Source organism: Methanobacterium sp. (genome assembly GCA_016222945.1).
Lineage (GTDB): Archaea > Methanobacteriota > Methanobacteria > Methanobacteriales > Methanobacteriaceae > Methanobacterium_D.
The window spans coordinates 251,878-268,210 of record JACRPY010000006.1; the positions used below are offsets into that span (position 1 = coordinate 251,878).

General features: G+C 32.8%; 23 protein-coding genes. 1 reads left to right on the forward strand and 22 read right to left on the reverse strand.

Annotated elements, in window-relative coordinates; translation table 11 throughout:
* Positions 1-57 precede the first annotated feature (57 nt).
* The gene (locus HZC47_10340) at positions 58-255 is read left to right on the forward strand and encodes a hypothetical protein (GenBank protein MBI5681282.1); all 198 of its coding nucleotides are present in this window, start codon (positions 58-60) and stop codon (positions 253-255) included.
* Positions 256-294: 39 nt separating this feature from the next.
* Here HZC47_10340 and HZC47_10345 read toward each other — a convergent pair whose 3' ends face one another.
* The 22 genes from HZC47_10345 to HZC47_10450 all read right to left on the reverse strand — a co-directional run bounded on the left by HZC47_10345 (position 295) and on the right by HZC47_10450 (position 16,253).
* A complete protein-coding gene (locus HZC47_10345) occupies positions 295-1,185 on the reverse strand; it encodes a carbohydrate kinase (protein MBI5681283.1) in 891 nt (296 codons plus the stop codon).
* 23 nt (positions 1,186-1,208) lie between these two features.
* Positions 1,209-1,898 (reverse strand): HisA/HisF family protein, encoded by a 690-nt coding sequence (locus HZC47_10350; protein MBI5681284.1) that lies wholly within the window; start codon positions 1,896-1,898, stop codon positions 1,209-1,211.
* Between the two features lie 102 nt (positions 1,899-2,000).
* Positions 2,001-2,258: a DUF3194 domain-containing protein gene (locus HZC47_10355; protein MBI5681285.1), complete on the reverse strand. Its 258-nt coding sequence runs from the start codon at positions 2,256-2,258 to the stop codon at positions 2,001-2,003.
* An 11-nt stretch (positions 2,259-2,269) separates the two neighbouring features.
* Positions 2,270-2,620, reverse strand: coding sequence for a prefoldin subunit beta (locus HZC47_10360; GenBank protein MBI5681286.1), 351 nt, complete (start codon positions 2,618-2,620; stop codon positions 2,270-2,272).
* Between the two features lie 39 nt (positions 2,621-2,659).
* Positions 2,660-2,920: a hypothetical protein gene (locus tag HZC47_10365; GenBank protein MBI5681287.1), complete on the reverse strand. Its 261-nt coding sequence runs from the start codon at positions 2,918-2,920 to the stop codon at positions 2,660-2,662.
* Complete coding sequence (locus HZC47_10370; GenBank protein MBI5681288.1) at positions 2,917-3,402, reverse strand: ribosomal biogenesis protein; 486 nt, start codon at positions 3,400-3,402, stop codon at positions 2,917-2,919. Before HZC47_10370 ends, HZC47_10365 begins: the two co-directional genes overlap by 4 nt.
* Before the next feature lie 36 nt (positions 3,403-3,438).
* The gene (locus HZC47_10375) at positions 3,439-3,570 is read right to left on the reverse strand and encodes a DNA-directed RNA polymerase subunit P (GenBank protein ID MBI5681289.1); all 132 of its coding nucleotides are present in this window, start codon (positions 3,568-3,570) and stop codon (positions 3,439-3,441) included.
* Between the two features lie 93 nt (positions 3,571-3,663).
* A complete protein-coding gene (gene rpl37A / locus HZC47_10380) occupies positions 3,664-3,933 on the reverse strand; it encodes a 50S ribosomal protein L37Ae (GenBank protein MBI5681290.1) in 270 nt (89 codons plus the stop codon).
* A gap of 54 nt (positions 3,934-3,987) precedes the next feature.
* Positions 3,988-4,776 (reverse strand): exosome complex protein Rrp42, encoded by a 789-nt coding sequence (locus tag HZC47_10385; protein ID MBI5681291.1) that lies wholly within the window; start codon positions 4,774-4,776, stop codon positions 3,988-3,990.
* Entirely contained in the window at positions 4,769-5,485 is a 717-nt protein-coding gene (locus HZC47_10390; protein MBI5681292.1) for an exosome complex exonuclease Rrp41, read from the reverse strand. Before HZC47_10390 ends, HZC47_10385 begins: the two co-directional genes overlap by 8 nt.
* Positions 5,486-5,494: 9 nt before the next feature.
* On the reverse strand, positions 5,495-6,226 hold the full coding sequence (locus HZC47_10395; GenBank protein MBI5681293.1) for an exosome complex protein Rrp4: 732 nt from the start codon (positions 6,224-6,226) through the stop codon (positions 5,495-5,497).
* Between the two features lie 44 nt (positions 6,227-6,270).
* Complete coding sequence (locus HZC47_10400; protein ID MBI5681294.1) at positions 6,271-6,963, reverse strand: ribosome assembly factor SBDS; 693 nt, start codon at positions 6,961-6,963, stop codon at positions 6,271-6,273.
* 4 nt (positions 6,964-6,967) lie between these two features.
* A complete protein-coding gene (gene psmA, locus HZC47_10405; GenBank protein ID MBI5681295.1) occupies positions 6,968-7,738 on the reverse strand; it encodes an archaeal proteasome endopeptidase complex subunit alpha in 771 nt (256 codons plus the stop codon).
* Positions 7,739-7,878: 140 nt separating this feature from the next.
* On the reverse strand, positions 7,879-8,259 hold the full coding sequence (locus HZC47_10410) for a ribonuclease P (protein ID MBI5681296.1): 381 nt from the start codon (positions 8,257-8,259) through the stop codon (positions 7,879-7,881).
* A gap of 1 nt (position 8,260) precedes the next feature.
* Positions 8,261-8,947, reverse strand: a complete 687-nt coding sequence (locus tag HZC47_10415) for a ribonuclease P (GenBank protein ID MBI5681297.1) — start codon at positions 8,945-8,947, stop codon at positions 8,261-8,263.
* A gap of 2 nt (positions 8,948-8,949) precedes the next feature.
* Positions 8,950-9,372: an RNA-binding protein gene (locus tag HZC47_10420; GenBank protein MBI5681298.1), complete on the reverse strand. Its 423-nt coding sequence runs from the start codon at positions 9,370-9,372 to the stop codon at positions 8,950-8,952.
* A gap of 41 nt (positions 9,373-9,413) precedes the next feature.
* Entirely contained in the window at positions 9,414-9,959 is a 546-nt protein-coding gene (locus tag HZC47_10425; protein MBI5681299.1) for a 50S ribosomal protein L15e, read from the reverse strand.
* A 225-nt stretch (positions 9,960-10,184) separates the two neighbouring features.
* Entirely contained in the window at positions 10,185-10,397 is a 213-nt protein-coding gene (locus HZC47_10430; protein MBI5681300.1) for a hypothetical protein, read from the reverse strand.
* 191 nt (positions 10,398-10,588) lie between these two features.
* Entirely contained in the window at positions 10,589-10,912 is a 324-nt protein-coding gene (locus HZC47_10435; protein ID MBI5681301.1) for a carboxymuconolactone decarboxylase family protein, read from the reverse strand.
* 118 nt (positions 10,913-11,030) lie between these two features.
* On the reverse strand, positions 11,031-12,074 hold the full coding sequence (locus HZC47_10440; protein MBI5681302.1) for a PAS domain S-box protein: 1,044 nt from the start codon (positions 12,072-12,074) through the stop codon (positions 11,031-11,033).
* Between the two features lie 60 nt (positions 12,075-12,134).
* Positions 12,135-14,792, reverse strand: coding sequence for a PAS domain S-box protein (locus HZC47_10445; GenBank protein MBI5681303.1), 2,658 nt, complete (start codon positions 14,790-14,792; stop codon positions 12,135-12,137).
* A 237-nt stretch (positions 14,793-15,029) separates the two neighbouring features.
* Entirely contained in the window at positions 15,030-16,253 is a 1,224-nt protein-coding gene (locus HZC47_10450) for a PAS domain S-box protein (protein ID MBI5681304.1), read from the reverse strand.
* Positions 16,254-16,333: the final 80 nt, after the last annotated feature.

The window sequence follows — 16,333 nt, forward strand, 5'->3', positions numbered from 1 at the left end:
CTATGATTGTACAATTTAAATAAAGAAAAGAATGAATTTGTAAAGGGTGATATAAAGATGGTAGAAGCACCAGCTGTAAGTGGATTTTTAATATATTCTCATATGCTTCCAGGAATACTTGCATTTTTAGGAATACTTCTTATTGCTAATGGCATAATGGATAAAAAATTAGAATATGCTGTTGGAGGAGTTATCCTCTTTTTTGCAGCAGGAATTTTGCCATTTTTAGTCTTACCATTCATTTTAGGAGTATAATGGTAAAATTACTTTTTTTTAATTGAAAGAAAATTTAATCTATTTGAAATTTTTGCATTTTTCTTTAATTAATTTTTTGTTTCCATTGAATGCACCTTTATTTTCAAGTTTTATAACAGAAGCTGCAGAAGCAAATAATCCACAAAGCTTTGGATTGTCTGTTTCAAGTTTTCTTGCAGTATAAGCAGCCATATAAGTATCACCAAGACCTGTAGGGTCTTCTATTTTTTTAGGCGTAAATGAAGGGATTTCATATAGCTTATCTAATTTTTTAGAATAAATTAGAGAACCAGAACTTCCAAGTGTTATGATTACTTCTTCTGGACCGAATAAGGTCAGTTTTTTTGCAACCAGTCCTAATGGAATATTTTTACCTAAAATTATTTTTGCTTCATTTTCATCTATAAAAAGTATTTTAATATATTTGAGGAACTTCTTGAAATCTTCCCATGGCTTTAAAACAATTTTATTACCCTCTAAATGTCTTAAGTAACCTTGTGCACCAAGATACAATGGTATTCCTAATTTATATAACTCCTTAATAGTCTTTAATGGAATGTCATAAGGACTTAGCGGACCTAAAAGCAGTGCATCTGAGTTTTTTATACTTTCGGATATATCATTGATATTTATGGGATTATGGGGGATGCATGCTTTCTGTATTCTGTGATTAGGATTATTATCAGGATATATGTTTTTGAATTTTACAGTTTCATCCACTAAAATAGGAATAATCTTTACATCATCTGGAAAAGACTTTAGAAGTTCTATATCATCTTTAGAAATAGTTATAACTGCATTGGTATTAATTTTAAGGTTTGAAAGGACACTGCATTGGTAATAAACAGCCCCACCAGTTAATTTATAATCTGCATCATCTTTTTTAATAATGTCTTCTGTTACAGGACCTATTAATGTTATACTGGACATTTTTTACTTTCCTCATGAAATTTTTAAAATTCAGGAGCTAATTTACCATTATGCAGTGTTGAGCCCACTAAAAATTTATTTAAGCCTATATCTTCAAGTTCATCTATGTATTCGCTTGTTAGGCCTCCACCGATAATTAAAGAAGTGGGAAGTTCCATAAATTTTTGTATAAGTTCTTTATTTGCACCGCTTTCAGTTCCAACTTTTGAAATATCAAGTATTATAATTTCTGATGGTTCTAATTCATTTATTTTTTCTATAAACTCATTTATTGTGATATTTAAGTGTTTGCTGAACAGTTCATTATCTTTGATATCAACACTGATAATTAATCTGTTTTTATCCACATTATTGAAAATATCATGGAGATCTTCTATCTTCTCCAATGTTTCTGTTGCAACAATAACTTTATGGGCTATTTCCAGTGCATCTTCAACTTTTTTTACATTATTAGCTCCACAATCAAGCATTACAGGTATTTCTTCATTTATTTTTTTAATAACGTCAAAATTAGATCCCTTTCCCTCTATTGCATTTAAATCGGCAATATACATTCTTTTTGCACCGTAAACGCTTAATGTTTTTCCAATTTTGCAGGGATTGGATGAATCACAAAAAACAGTTTTAAGAGGCTTATATGTATCTCTTTTACCAGATTTTCCAGATACTGCTATTTTATCTTTTAAATCTAAAACAGGTATAATCATAAAAATAATTTCTTAACTTTAAACTAATTAATTTAACGTTTATAGTAGAATAAAAGTGGTTTAATTTAAAAAAAAATTTAGGTTTATAAAATAAAAAAATAAGATATTTTATTTTAAAAGTTTTTCAATCTCTAAAACTGCATAATCTGCGGCTTCATCTGCAATTTTGAAGTCTGCAGATGAGAGATCATCAAATATAATGTTAACACTGACGTCAACATCCAAACTTTCATTGTAAACAAGTTCTACGTTAATATCTATATCAATAATCTCTTTTTTGGAGACCCTGGAAAAAATAAATGTTTCAGCAGAAGATACTGCAATTTTGGAAATATTATCAAGGTCTTCATCAGTTAATTTTTTCAATTAATTAACCTCTATTGTAAACCTGGCCCTTGCATTGCTTCTTGAATAGAAGCTTGCATTTCCTGAAGCTTTTTCATTATACGTTCTTCTTGCCTTTTAACAGTTTTTTCTCGAAGTTGTAATGTTTCTAATTTTTCTTCAAGTTCTTTGGTCATTTCATCTTTTTTAACCTTTATAAGCAAAGTTCCAGCTGTTTTATAAACATCTGCATCGTCATCAGTCTTTTTTAATTCTTCAACTGCATTTTCAGTTTCTTTAAGTTGCATATCAACAGTCTGTTTTTGCATTGAAATTGCCTGAGCTTGTTGTTGTGCTTGCTGGAATTGAGCTAACTGGTGTTGTACATTTTGAGGAAGTTCCATTTTATCACCAAACTTTTAAGTTTTACATTATTTATTAATTTAATTAATTTTTAATTTTTTAACATCACTGGACAGTATTATCCATCTAAGATAAGAATTAAGAGATGCCCGAAGAGAAGGAACATCACGAGCATCAATCACTAAATTTAAAACATTTCTATCTAAATTCACACTTACAGATGATCTATTGGATGGAGAACTTTGAATTTCAGGTTCAATTGATCTTAAAACTGTTTCTGCATCCAGCAAATTTTCAAATTCAATTTTAAATTCAGCTTTCACATGTTCTGGAATGTTCATTCAAATCTCCAGTTTTTAACATAAATTTTAGGATCTCTAATTAAACCATCTTTATCATAAAACTCTATTAAAGCTTTATTTTCTAAATCTCCCTCTTTGACCCACATAACATTCCTATTGGAATCGTGGTGACATTTAGGAATATCTAAAATATCTATAAATGCTTTATTTAGATCATCTATTTCACATTTTATGCATAGTTTATCTGGATTTATTTTACCTTTTGAATCTAAAAGTGCCATTGTTATCTTTAAAAATAACAAAATTTGGCCATTTGTATCATAGATTTCAATTCTGCTGGGGTTTCCCTTTATCTGGGAAATTACAGCAATTTTTTTAAACCCTGATTCAGATGCTTTATTTAAAACATCTCGGAAACTCATTTTCCCCCGGTTTATGTACGTGGCATTTAAAACACGACTTAAACTCTGGCAAAATGTTCTTGTTCTGCTGGATGGTTTCCTTGATGTTGTTATAAACATTTAATACTGCCTAGATCTAGAAATTGTTTAAATAGTTTATCTTGCGCTTATGTCTCTTTTTACTGGCGGAATCTCTTTAAAAAGAATCCTGTATCTGCATTTTGGACATTTAGCTTCAGTGTATCCTTTAAGATCTACTAAAGTACCGCATTTTGCACATTTATACATTATTCAGCTCCAAAAATCTTTGATTTTTTGGGTTCATGAAACTCTCGAAATCTATGATTTCGGATCACAAATCGGAGATTTGTAAGCATGGTTTCATTCAGCTCCAACGATCCTCTTTATGTTCCTTGATGCTGTTTTAGCCATTGGGGTCTGTGGAACATATGCTCCGCCTGTAAATACAGTGTCACATCTTTTACATTTCCATATACCACTGCTTACTCTTTTAACAGCAGGTCTATCACATTGAGGACACACATGATTTTTCTTCATTTTTTCTTCTATACTTTTAACGGTCCTTTTTGCTTTTCTTCCATATCGTGGACCGAATCTTCCAGTTATACCGACTTTTTTGGTTCTTGCCATTTATATCACCTTAAAAATTTAAGTTTTAATTTAGCAAAAAAGATTCTTTTTGCTTTATAAATATTTTCTAAGTTCTTTTGTTTTTTCACCAGTTATATTGACAACTTTGGTTACTTCTTCTTTAGTAAGGGGTACTTCCCCTCCTTTTTGCATTGCGCAGATGCTGCCGTCTTCTCTCATTCCTATTGAGATTCTGGCACCCATGATATTTTCTTCATCAAGTGAAGGGTCAATAACTAACTCTTCACCTATCTTTGCAAATGTACACATTAAAGGTTTTTCTTTGATAGGTAAATCCATTAAATTTTCTTTATCAATGACTATTTCATCTTCTTCTACCTTTGCAGTAGGTATTTTGGCGTTTAAAATGGCAGCTACACTTCCTAAAACTGCTGCGTCCATTAAATTGCCGTCATAATCTAATACGTGAAGATCTAAAAATATCATCCATACCTTTTTGCCTTCAATTATGCATAATTTTTCAAGGTCTAAAATTTGCCCTTCTCTAAGGCAACGATCAGTAACTCTTGAAAGTTCTACAGACCTTTCATCAGGTGGTCCAGACTCAAATGTAGGGGAGGCCATAGGTAATAATTCAGAATTAGTCATAAGAACACCTACATTAGGGGTATCGGGGAAGGGCTCGCCAATTTGAGATTTTACTCCCACCATTATTTGTGTGTTACCTATTTTAACCCTTGCAGATCCTTCAGCTGTTCCTATTATTCCTACTTCAAGGGATATTTCTCTGTATTCATCAGGAGCTCTGCTATCTGCACGTTCTCCTTCTTTTATTAACTCGGTTATACTTTTTCTTGTAATTTCGGGAACTATATTAACCATTTTTTTCACCATACCTTGTTTTTATGGCTTCTTTTTGTGCTTCGTTGATTGTTTTACATCCTTCAATTGCAAGCCCTAATGCTTTATCAAATTCTCCAGTTGTTAAATGTCCATCCATTTGAAGAAGTGTAATTTCCCCTGATCTTGGCATTATTGCAACAGGTAAATCTGCTTCACCATCTTTATCTTCTTCTTCTGAAAGATCAAGCACTACATTACCATCAGCTTTCCCTGCAGCACATGCTACAACTAAATCACTCATTGGCACGCCTGCATCTGCTAATGCTACTGAAGCGGCGGTTATTCCTGCACACCGTGTTCCTCCATTAGCTTCAAGAACTTCTATAAACACATCTATGGTTGATCTTGGGAATTTTTCTAAAAATACGGCAGGTCTAAGTGCATCTGATGTTATTTTTGATATTTCCACAGATCTTCTGTCTGGGCCGGGTCTTTTCCTGTCTCCAACAGAAAATGATGCCAGATTGTATTTGCACCTTAAAACAGCCATGTCTGGCCTCATTATACGTCTTACATGGAGTTCTCTTGGACCGTAAACTGCAGCCAGTACTTTGTTGCCTCCAATTTCAAGATAAGCTGATCCGTCAGCTCGTTCTAAAACGCCTGCTTCTATTTTAAATGGTCGTAATTCGTCAAATTTTCTTCCGTCTGCCCTTAAATTGTTGCTATTATTTACTAAGATAATAATCACCCCTGTTTATTCTTCTGTATTTGGTTCAGGGACCTCATTTTCATCTTCTTCAGCTTCTTCTTCTATTTCTTTGCCGAGAAGTTCAGATAGCATGTGTCTTACTCTATCTGTTAGTCCGGAGGTGTGGGCTTGCTCTTCTATCATATTTATTACTTTTTCTGCAACCCTTTCCATTTGAGGTTCTCCTTTAACCCATACCACTCCATTTTGGCCAACAATGATGTCACATTTTGTTTCATCTTTTATCATGTTGATCATGGATCCTTTTTTACCAATTAGTCGCGGTACTTTGGTTGGGGTTATATAAATTAGAATTCCACCTCTAAATTTACCAAGGCCTCTGCCTTTTAAACCAAGTTTTACCTTTTTTACTTCATCTACATCAACAACTCTTAAAAAAAGAACGTCTCCAACATCAAATGCATTGCTTAACTCTCTTTTTTCTCTTCCAAAAACATCTGAGGCTGGTAAAAATCCGGAGTATGGGGAATTAATGTCTAAATTCCACATGGAGAATCTAATATCTGTAACTTCTCCAATTACTACGTCTCCTCTTTTAGGGATGTATTTGCTTTGTAAAGGTATGACACTTATTTTTTTTTCTCTAATAGCAACTAAGCCAACAAGAGATGAGCATATATTACTTTCGTCTTTGAAAGTTCCCCTTCCAGTATGATACTCCTCATCTGCAAGAACATCTCCTGGCACTACTAAATCTTTATCTTCTACAAATATCACGTTCTGCCTCCTTTTTCAGAAAGCCATAAAATAAAAAGAAGTTTTTATATTACTTTGGTTTCCACCTGTCCACCAGTAAGCTCGTTTAATTTTCTGTCAAAGCTTTCTTGTAGGCCGCCAGGTACTTCAACCACAGCTATCCACGATCCATCTTTTTGCCATTCTTCTTTTCTTGTTTTTCCAAACTCTGAAATTACAGTATATACTTTCCCGGCATAATCTCCAGGAATTCTAATTGCAACATTCACATGTTCAAACCGTATAGGTATTTTAATGCGAATGGCTTTAAGAACAGTGTTTATCTGTTCATCAACACTTTTGAATGGATCAATATGAACCCTAGCCTCGTCCATGGCTTTTTCAATTCTTCTTGCAGGATGAGGAAGTTTTGTCTGTGGGTTTATGGCTTCTCTTGTTATTTTTGCAATAATCTTCTTTTTTTTCTCTTCTTGCATTTCTTTTCGCTGTTGGGCTGTTAATTGGACCTGTCCTTTTTTAATTATTATGGCCGCAGCTTTGAGAGGATCGGTACTTTCAAAAGCTTTGTTCATAGCTTCTTCAGATGCTTTGTCCCCTTTTTTTGCATCCTTAAAGATTTCCTCAACAGCTAATATGTCTTCTAATGGTATTTCTTCGCCTCTTTTAAAGTCTGAAGCAAGGTCTGGGTCTACGAGAATTTCAAAGTGTTCTCCGTAGGATTCCAGGCGGGCTATAACCGAATTTTCAAGAGTAACCATATTTTTACTCCTCTTCTTCTACCTCTTCCTCTTCTTCATCTTCTTTAGGTTTTCTTAAGAGAAGTTCTTCAACATATTCTTCTATTTCTTCTTCTGTTAACTTTCTGAATTTTTTATTTTCAAATTCGATTACTGCGATTTCTACACTTTCAGCACTGGTTTTACCTTCTGTGGCTTCATAAACTGCGTCTAATGCTAAATCAATGGCTTCGTTTATTCCCATGTCTTCTCTATATTTTTTTTCGAATTCGTCCATTGCTATTTGTCTTCCAGCACCTATTGCTGTTGCTTTGTATTCAATTAAAGCACCACTTGGATCGGTTTCAAATAACCTGCATCCATTTTCAGTTACTCCTCCGATTATTAGGGCTGAACCAAAAGGTCTTACACCGCCATGTTGGGTGTACATTTGTTTCATATCACATATTTTTTTGGCTAAACTATCCACCCTAATTGGTTCATTATAGGTTATTTTGTTTACCTGTGATTCTATCCTTGCTCTTTCGATTAAGGCCCTTGCATCAGCTACAAGTCCGGAGGTCGCTGCACCAATATGTTCATCAATCTGGAATATTTTTTCTATGGATTTTGGTTCAACGAGGCTGCTGGTGGGTCGTTTATCAACAACAAGTACGATACCCTCACGAGATTTAACACCTAATGAAGTTGTACCTCTTTTTACAGCTTCTCTCGCATATTCAACCTGAAAAAGTCTTCCATCTGGGCTAAATACTGTTATAGCCCTATCATATCCTGCTCCTGGCATCGGTTGCATATATTATACCTCTCTATTATTTTTCAATTAAACTAATGAATTTGTTTTTTTAAATATGATTTTATATTGGATTTAATTATATTTAATTTAGGACTTTTAATACTGCTAATTTAGCGAATTCAAACATAGTTTAAAACTATTTATTTATGTTTGTTTTCTAGTTTAATAAACTTTTTTGTCGCTGCTTTAATTGTCCCTGAAATTCCAAGAGTGTGGAACACTACTTTTTTACCTTTAAAGTTTGTTATAAGTGATATTGCAGCTCTTACTGCGATTAATTCGTCTCTATTACATTGAATAATTCCTTTAATGATGTATTTGTCATTTGAAGATTTTATGTTCCATACTTTCATAATCCATAAATTGAAGTTGCTTGTTTTACATTCGCCATGGAAATTTAATGAAGCTTCCCATACTAAAGATATCACATTTTCTCGTGTTAAAGGCACTTTGGAGATAGCTTCAAAGGCTATATACCTTTTTTTGTTTCGAAGTGTAGGGGGAAGTATTTTAAGCTTCATTTTATTCATCTTCAATTTTTTTAGCCCCTTTTACTATAATATTTTTTCTTATTCTACTTCTTTCTATTATATGGAGCGGATTTTTTGATAGTGAATCTTCTGCTTCTTTAGAAGTCATTCCAAAGTGGTATGCAAGTGCAATTATGTCCTTAGGAGTTCTAAGATCATATATTGACTGAGCATTACTTGTTATTATAATTGGAAATCCAAATTTATGGTGGAGCTTGAGAATATCTCTAAATTGGCTTAATATTTTTGTTCTAATTGATGATCTGGTTTTAATTAATGAGTTGATACTTAGTTCAACTGCAACTTCGTTTTCTGAAGCTTTTTTTGCTATTATATGATTTATTCCACTATCTTTTCTTCCTTTGTATGGATTTGAAAGCATATCTACTCGTGGATCTTCACATGCTGCCCTATTTATTTTTAAATCCCCACCATTTACTATTATAACGTCTGTTACTTCTCTATACTTTTGGATTTTATTTTTTAGGTCATTTGCATTTTTTGCATATATTTCCACACCACTAAATATGCTAAAATCATCATTAATTTCTCTAATATTCTTTATTTTATCTTTATCATAAGTTTTAGATGATTGGATAAGTGTAACGCCGTTGTAGCCTAATCTTTTTGATTCTTCTGCTAATCTGGGATTTATATGAACATTAAAGTCAAAAAACATTTTTATACACCAAAAAGTTCCTTTGCAAGTTTAATTGCGTTTTCTTTTTTTGCAGGATATGCGGCTATCTTTATTTTAACGTGTATGGTGTCGCCATGTTCAATTATCTTTAAATTTCCAAGATAGGCTCTTTGTTTGTCGAATCTTAAGAATAAATTTCCCTTTTCATCCATCTTGTTTTCTAATTCATTTAGAAGTCTTTTTTGGGATGGTTCATCTATTTGCTTTAATATTTTAACAAATTCTTTTATTTCACTGTTTTTTGTGAGTTTGTCATTTAGTATTAAAACAGGATTTTTAAAATAACCTTCAATGGTATTGGTTTGAGGAGTGGAATTAGGAAAGAGAGTTTTAATTGCTTCTCTAACCTTTTCCTCATTTTCTGTTCCATAAACAAATACACGATATGAAATGTTATGGATCATGTATTTTTACCTTTAATTTTTTTAAAAAAAGAATTTAAGGTTTATCTTACCTTTTCAGCGCCTTTTCCTTTTCCTCTAAGTCCACGGGTCTTTTTACCTTCACTGGTGAGTCCACGGTGCACACGGCCTGTATGCTGTTTTTCACAGATCCAGTTTATGTTTTTGTCGTTTTTAATTGATGGATGACTTGGATCAACTAATATAACTTCAAAGAATTTGAATTTCCCATCTTCCCATACCCAGTATGAGTTTAAAACTTCTAAGTTAGGATATCTTCTGGCTACTCTTTCTTCAGCTATTCTTTTTATGGATTTTATAGGAGTTATTTTTTTAACACCCATTCTTTTAGGTTTTCTTCCAGCGGTGAATCTGCTTTTACGCCTTCCACCACGCCTAATTCTTGTTCTTACAACAATATATCCTTTTTTAGCTTTATATCCAAGGGACCTTGCCTTGTCAATTCGAGTAGGTCTGTCTATTCTTTGTACTGTACTTTCTCTTCTCCATATGGGAGCTCTTTCTTGCATTAGCTCTTTTACGAAGGAATCGCTAGGATTTTTCCATGCGTCTCTTATATATTTATACATTAAAAAACACCTCTTTTTGTTCAGCTTTCGCCACATCCATGAGACTATGTCTCAAAAAAAGTTAGTATGTCACCATAATTGGCGGTGATCATTATTAGATCGGGTTTATATAAAAAGGTTATGTTAATTATTTAAAGCTTTATCTAATTGAAAAAGAAAAAAAAATTATAATTTAAATTCATCAATAATATCACTATTCAATGATAAAACTGCTATTATTTAAGATTATGCGTTTGCAAGCTGGTATGCGTCGTAAGCAGCGTATATAGCGAATAATAATGATATTATACCAATATACATACTTAATACACTTGATAATACAATTAGTATTATAGCAATAACTAAGAATATTAATCCTTTTTGAGTTTCACCTAATAGTATCTGACCTAATCCAGGGATTATGAAAGACAATATCGCAGCGACTATCGCGTTAACCATACATTTCACCTCCTTTATTTGTAATAGTTATATATACTATCAATGTATTTATATTTTCGGTTAATTCGTATTAATAGGATTTATTTTAATATAATGTATTATTATAGGCTTTCTAAAATTAGTATATAAGAAATAAAATAAACGATTATTGTTATTGCAATTAAAAATAAAAAAATTGAAGCTAAATCAGCTTATTCTTTGGTGATTTTGTATAATATGTGCATTGCTTTGGTGAATGGAGGGTTTCCAGATGTTAATAGAACTACTCTTAAAACGTCCACTATTTCATCTTTGGTTATGCCAAATTCAGTTATGGCACTCTGCATCTGCTTTTTCATTGCCCGGTCATCAGACGCTGCTGCAGTAATTCCGAGGGCAATTAATTTCTGTGTTTTGTAGTCAAGGGCTTTTCCAGTGTATGCTGCTTCGTTTAACCCTACAACGGCCTTATATATGTCAGGATAGTCTTCTTTTACATGTGCCATTCCTTTACCGTAAAATACGTCTTCTTTCACTCTACCATCTCCATTTAATTAAATTCATCCTTATTTTTGTATAAAGTGTTTAAACTCCTTAATTCTATTTATTACTTTGAATTTAATAGCATACATAATTTATGCAAGAGATAGGATTTCAATTTTTCATATTATTCTTCTTATGTATGGTCTGAAGGGCGGCTAAACTTAGTTTCGTGCCGTCAACCATTTCTACAGTTACATTAATATCTTTTAACTGGCCTTTTTTGTCCATAAATTGAAATTCATAGGATTGTGGTGCACTTTCTGCATCGATTCTTCGCAAACGATGATATTCTGTCATTCGCTCCAGATCGTCTTTTTTAGATACGAATTCTTTCCAGCTCTTTTTACCTTCAACTTCTTCCTTTAAATAGCCGGTAAATTTTTCACATTCATTATTTATTTGAATTATTTTGGTGTCTTCATCAATAAACATCATAGGAGTTTTGCTTTTTTCAAAGAGGGTTTGGAGCTTGGCATCAGCTACATTTAATTCCCATTCCATATTTCTCACCAGTATCATTTGGGATGTTGTGCTGGCTAAATCCTCCAGCAATGCCTCTTGTTCACGGTGAATTTTATCTTTACTAAAAAGGGCTAAAACACCTATGGGCTTTTTATCTGGAGATAAGAGCCTATAACCTGCAAAACTAACTAATCTCAGATTTTTAGCCCATTCATGATCGTGAACCTGTGGATCGTGGGTCACATCATTGGTAATAAATTTAGGATCATCTCCACTGGCTACTCGCCCTATTTTATAGCTACCTAAGGGTACTCTGCGGTGGTATCCATCAATATGGGTGTAACGTCCGGAACTGGCCATAAGATGCAGGCAGTGGCTTCTATCACGGCATATATGTGGGCCTTCCGTTACGGAGGCATGAATACAGCCTTTATTACATAGATCGCCATCTTTAGTCATCCAGATCCTGGCAAAATCTGCTTCAAAAATATAAACTACACTATCAGTAATAGACTTTAGTTTTTCAGTTAGCGCACGTTTTCCTATGAGCAGTTCCTTCAATAAAGTTAAATTTGCTGCCCGAATGTTTGTTTTTTGGATTTCAGATTCTAATTTTTCAAGTTTCGCTACTTTTTTTCTTGTTTTATGTAATTCTCGAAGAAGTTGTTCTTTAGTTTTATTTGCATCTTTCATTTCAAAACCTCTGTAGAGGGTCCCTAATTACAATTTTAAACTAATAAACCATGAAAATATTCAAATTCTTTCTGTATATTTTAATTCTTTAAATATGATTGTGAATTCAGTACCATGACTTCTGTCAAGCTCAATAGTACCATCAAGCTGTTCTACTAAACCATTTATTAGTTGTAAACCTACTGTTTTCGTGTTTTTAAAGTCAATATTTTCAGGGAAGTTGATACCATCATCTTTAACTGTTAGTTTAAATTTATCTTTTTCATAATGGTGAAGATCAATAGTTATCTTTCCCTTTCTTCCATCAACAAAACCATGTTTTAGGGAGTTTGTTACCAGCTCATTAATGATAAGGCCACATGGAATTGCAGTATCAACACCAATTAATATGTGTTCGGCATTTATGTCCCATTTTATACGTTTTAAATCGGTTTCATATGAACTGAAAATGCTGGATGTTAAACTGGCAATGTAATCTGAAAAATCAATCAGGGTCAGGTCTTTAGATTGATACAGTTTTTCGTGGATCATGGCCATGGATTTAACTCTATTCTGGCTTTCTTTGAATATATTTAGGGCTTTTTTATCAGTTATTTGATAAGTCTGAATATTTAAAAGGCTGGATATTATTTGCATGTTATTTTTAACTCTGTGATGCACCTCTCGAAGAAGAACCTCTTTTTCTTTTAATGAAGCTTTTATTTGTTTTTCTGCCTGTTTACGCTCAGTAATATCTAAAAAGGATGCCACGCTTTTGGTGGTTCCAGGGATGATATCTACAGTTATAATAACATTCCGAATTTTACCCTCTTTAAAAATGCCCCGGGCCTCATAAGTCTTTGGAGCAGTCAATGGTTCGGTTCTCCGTAATTGATGGTAGGTTTTCATTTTTTCTAAGTCGTCTTTGTATATGAATTCTATCCAGTGTCTTTTACCTTCAATTTCTTCTTTCAAATAGCCAGTTAATCTTTCAGCTTCTGCATTTATTAAGGAAATAGAAGTATCTTCTTCAACGATCATTGTTGCAGTCCCAGTATTTTCAAATATGGCCTTATATGCTGATTCAGATTCTTTTAAAGCTTTTTCAATATGTTTTCGTTCGTCTATTTCTTTTAATAGAAGCTGGTTAATCTTTTCAAGTTCGCCAGTACGTTGTTCTACCAGTTCTTCCAGATGTTCCTGATAATTTTTAAGTTTGGCTTCATTAATTTTACGTTGGGTGATATCACGGGCAACACCCAGAATAAGCTTTTTACCTTTAGATTCAATAATTTGAGCATGTATTTCCACAGGGACTACTGATTGGTCTTTACGGTAATTAGCCGTCTCAAAGATTGCTTCACCATTCTCAATCAAATCTTTAATCCTTGTTTTCATCTTAGTTCTATATTCTTGAGCCTCTAATTCACGAAGGTTCAAATTCATCATTTCATCTTTAGTGTAACCTCGCGATGTGTAGGTGGTTTGGTTCATATAGAGTGGATTTCCATCCATGTCATGCAACATTATTGAATCTGTGGCCGCATCTAAAAGCCTGGCTTTTAGTTCTAATTCTTCTTCTGCTTTTTTTCGCTCAATAATTTCATTTTGTAGTTCTTCATTTGCATCTACAAGTTCTGCAGTTCTTTTTTTGACTCTCATTTCCAGTTTATCATGGGCATTTTGCAACTGTTCATTAAGCCATCTATTTTCATTTAAAGTTAAAATTTGCCGAGTGATGGTCAAACCAATGATTATAAACACTCCTAATGCCAGTGTGAGGAAATCTGTGTATATTTTGTAGTAATGGCTCCATATCAACAGAAAATAGGGAATTAGAACCCATAAGTAAGGTAGATAAAGGGTTAAGTTGTTTTGTTTTGTTTTATATTCTATAGTTTCGGATTTTGGGGGCGTATCTGTTTTTTTAGTTTCGTTTGGAGGCGTATTGATTATATTATTTGCCTGTAATATTCCAGCCAGGCCAGCCAGTATATATGCAACCATATAACCTATATCTAATGGGCCTCCACTTATGTAAACACCTAAAATGGATTGGTAGCCGAAAAATGAATCAGTTATAATCATCATCATAGAACTAAACATTAGAAGGAGTAGGGGCCACTGGTTTTTCAATTCAAAACGCTGAAAAATTAGCATCAGTAAAGGAAATATTAACATTAAATCAAAGATAGGATATGCTACAGAGAGTATAATTGCCCATAATGGCTGCCCAGCACTAAGTTCAAGAGTAGGGCCAATTAAAAAATTCCAAAAGAGGAGTAAAGCAGCAACCATAACGATACTGATATCCAGAATCATGTTAGCTCTATCAGTACGAGTTAAATGCTTAAATGGCAAATAAAAAATTCCTGCAAGAAATAGAGGATAATATGTCAGGTAAAAGACATCTGCTAAAGAGGGAAATGGTTGTTGGTTTAGTATCAGTTCAAAAATCAGCCATGCTATTGCTCCTAATGCTCCAAACAGCTGACCTGCAGCTATAAGCATCCAAGCGATATAAAGTTTCTTTGAATAAATTTTAGAGCATTTAGCTGCATAAAACAAACTGAAAGATGCTAAAATGGCAGCTAATGGTAATAAAAGGTCACTGAATATGAGTTTGAGTCTTTCATCTGGTAAAAAGAAGGTTAATGCACAGAAAATAATTAGTAAAATAAGGGCAATGATAACAGCTTGACGAAAGGAAACTATTGGTTTAATAGTATCATATTCCATGATTTCACTAACCAGCGATAATATTCATTATTTTTAGACAATACAATGTCTTTTTTTAATGTATTATGGAAACAATCTTCTGGAAATTTTGGCATTTTTATTTAATCTGTATTTATCTATATATTTGAAGCTTAAAAGTATTAAAATATTGTAAAAATGATTTATAAAAATGATGTAAAATATAATTTTGAGCAATTATTTTGATAGTATATTTGTATTAATCTTAATATTGGTTAATTATAACTTGCAGTATTCTTTTTCTTGAAATTCAATTTTAAATTCAGTTCCTTTACTATTTTCAAGGTTAATTGTTCCATTAAGTTGGCTTACTAAATTATTCACAATTTCTAAACTCAGTGAATCAATGCTTTCATTATTTGGAATTTCTGAAAACCCATTACTTGTATCTTTCACTTTTAATTTCAATTGATTGTCCACTGATTGAAAATTTATGTAAATTTCACCTTCATCATTCCCAAAAGTATGTTTCATACAGTTTGAAACCAGTTCGTTGATGATTAAGCTGCAGGGAATGGCGGTATTTATATCCAGATAAATTTCTTCCACATTCAAAATTAATTTGATATCTGGGCTTAAATGATAAGATTGTTTTAAATTGTTGACTAATTTTTGAAGGTAATCCTTAAAATTAATATGTTTAAGGTCATCAGACTCACATAGTTTTTCATGAATGATGGCAATTGATTTTGTTCGGTTTTGATATTCCCTGAAAATTTCCAGTGATTCTTCATCATTTATATATTTGGAATGGAGTTCCAGAAGAAGAGACATGGTTTCCATGTTGTTTTTAACCCGTTGGCGTATTTCTGCAAAGAGCAGTTCTCTTTCATCCAGTGATTTTTGTAGCTGTTCTTCCAGTATTTTGTGTTTTGTAATATCAATAACTGCGGTTCGAAATTCTTTACAAGTTCCATGGCTGTTAATAACCACCATAGTTTCTAAAATGGCATGAAATGGTTCTCCATCACATCTTAACATTTCAACTTCACATTTTTCTATTTCTAAAGTATCAAGAACCTTTTTCATGTGCTGGTGAAATATTTTTCTTGAATCTGGAGTAAAAAAGCGAATAAACGCGGTTTGAAAAAGATTACATCTTTCTTGACCTAAAAGGGAAGCTCCTTCTAGATTAACGTCATTTATCATCCCTTTTTGATCACATGAAAAATAAGCAATGGGGGCAAAATTGTAAAGATCAAAATACTTACGATTCATACTTTCTGTAGCAATTTGGCTGCGGTGAAGCTCTTCATTCTGCATTTCCAGTTCAATTTGGTGTACTTGAAGTTCATGAATTAGACTACTGATATCTTTTAAAGCGATTGAGGGCAGTTTGTATTCTTTTTTATGGCGCAAAGTTCTTTCTGCGTATCGGCGAAGCTCTTCATTACATTCTTCATCTTCCTCCATTTCTTCCCAATTTTTTTCATTTGTACTCATTTTAAAAACTCCATTTTTTTCTATCCATGCGATGCAATTCCTTTGATGTGAATCGTTATTTTTTTTAATATTCTATTTCT

Coding starts and splice junctions, on each gene's coding strand:
- HZC47_10340 (MBI5681282.1), top strand. CDS start 58: ATGGTAGAAGCACCAGCTGTAAGTGGATTTTTAATATATTCTCATATG.
- HZC47_10345 (MBI5681283.1), bottom strand. CDS start 1,185: ATGTCCAGTATAACATTAATAGGTCCTGTAACAGAAGACATTATTAAA.
- HZC47_10360 (MBI5681286.1), bottom strand. CDS start 2,620: ATGGAACTTCCTCAAAATGTACAACACCAGTTAGCTCAATTCCAGCAA.
- HZC47_10365 (MBI5681287.1), bottom strand. CDS start 2,920: ATGAACATTCCAGAACATGTGAAAGCTGAATTTAAAATTGAATTTGAA.
- HZC47_10370 (MBI5681288.1), bottom strand. CDS start 3,402: ATGTTTATAACAACATCAAGGAAACCATCCAGCAGAACAAGAACATTT.
- HZC47_10375 (MBI5681289.1), bottom strand. CDS start 3,570: ATGTATAAATGTGCAAAATGCGGTACTTTAGTAGATCTTAAAGGATAC.
- rpl37A (MBI5681290.1), bottom strand. CDS start 3,933: ATGGCAAGAACCAAAAAAGTCGGTATAACTGGAAGATTCGGTCCACGA.
- HZC47_10385 (MBI5681291.1), bottom strand. CDS start 4,776: ATGGTTAATATAGTTCCCGAAATTACAAGAAAAAGTATAACCGAGTTA.
- HZC47_10400 (MBI5681294.1), bottom strand. CDS start 6,963: ATGGTTACTCTTGAAAATTCGGTTATAGCCCGCCTGGAATCCTACGGA.
- psmA (MBI5681295.1), bottom strand. CDS start 7,738: ATGCAACCGATGCCAGGAGCAGGATATGATAGGGCTATAACAGTATTT.
- HZC47_10410 (MBI5681296.1), bottom strand. CDS start 8,259: ATGAAGCTTAAAATACTTCCCCCTACACTTCGAAACAAAAAAAGGTAT.
- HZC47_10415 (MBI5681297.1), bottom strand. CDS start 8,947: ATGTTTTTTGACTTTAATGTTCATATAAATCCCAGATTAGCAGAAGAA.
- HZC47_10420 (MBI5681298.1), bottom strand. CDS start 9,372: ATGATCCATAACATTTCATATCGTGTATTTGTTTATGGAACAGAAAAT.
- HZC47_10425 (MBI5681299.1), bottom strand. CDS start 9,959: ATGTATAAATATATAAGAGACGCATGGAAAAATCCTAGCGATTCCTTC.
- HZC47_10430 (MBI5681300.1), bottom strand. CDS start 10,397: ATGGTTAACGCGATAGTCGCTGCGATATTGTCTTTCATAATCCCTGGA.
- HZC47_10440 (MBI5681302.1), bottom strand. CDS start 12,074: ATGAAAGATGCAAATAAAACTAAAGAACAACTTCTTCGAGAATTACAT.
- HZC47_10445 (MBI5681303.1), bottom strand. CDS start 14,792: ATGGAATATGATACTATTAAACCAATAGTTTCCTTTCGTCAAGCTGTT.
- HZC47_10450 (MBI5681304.1), bottom strand. CDS start 16,253: ATGAGTACAAATGAAAAAAATTGGGAAGAAATGGAGGAAGATGAAGAA.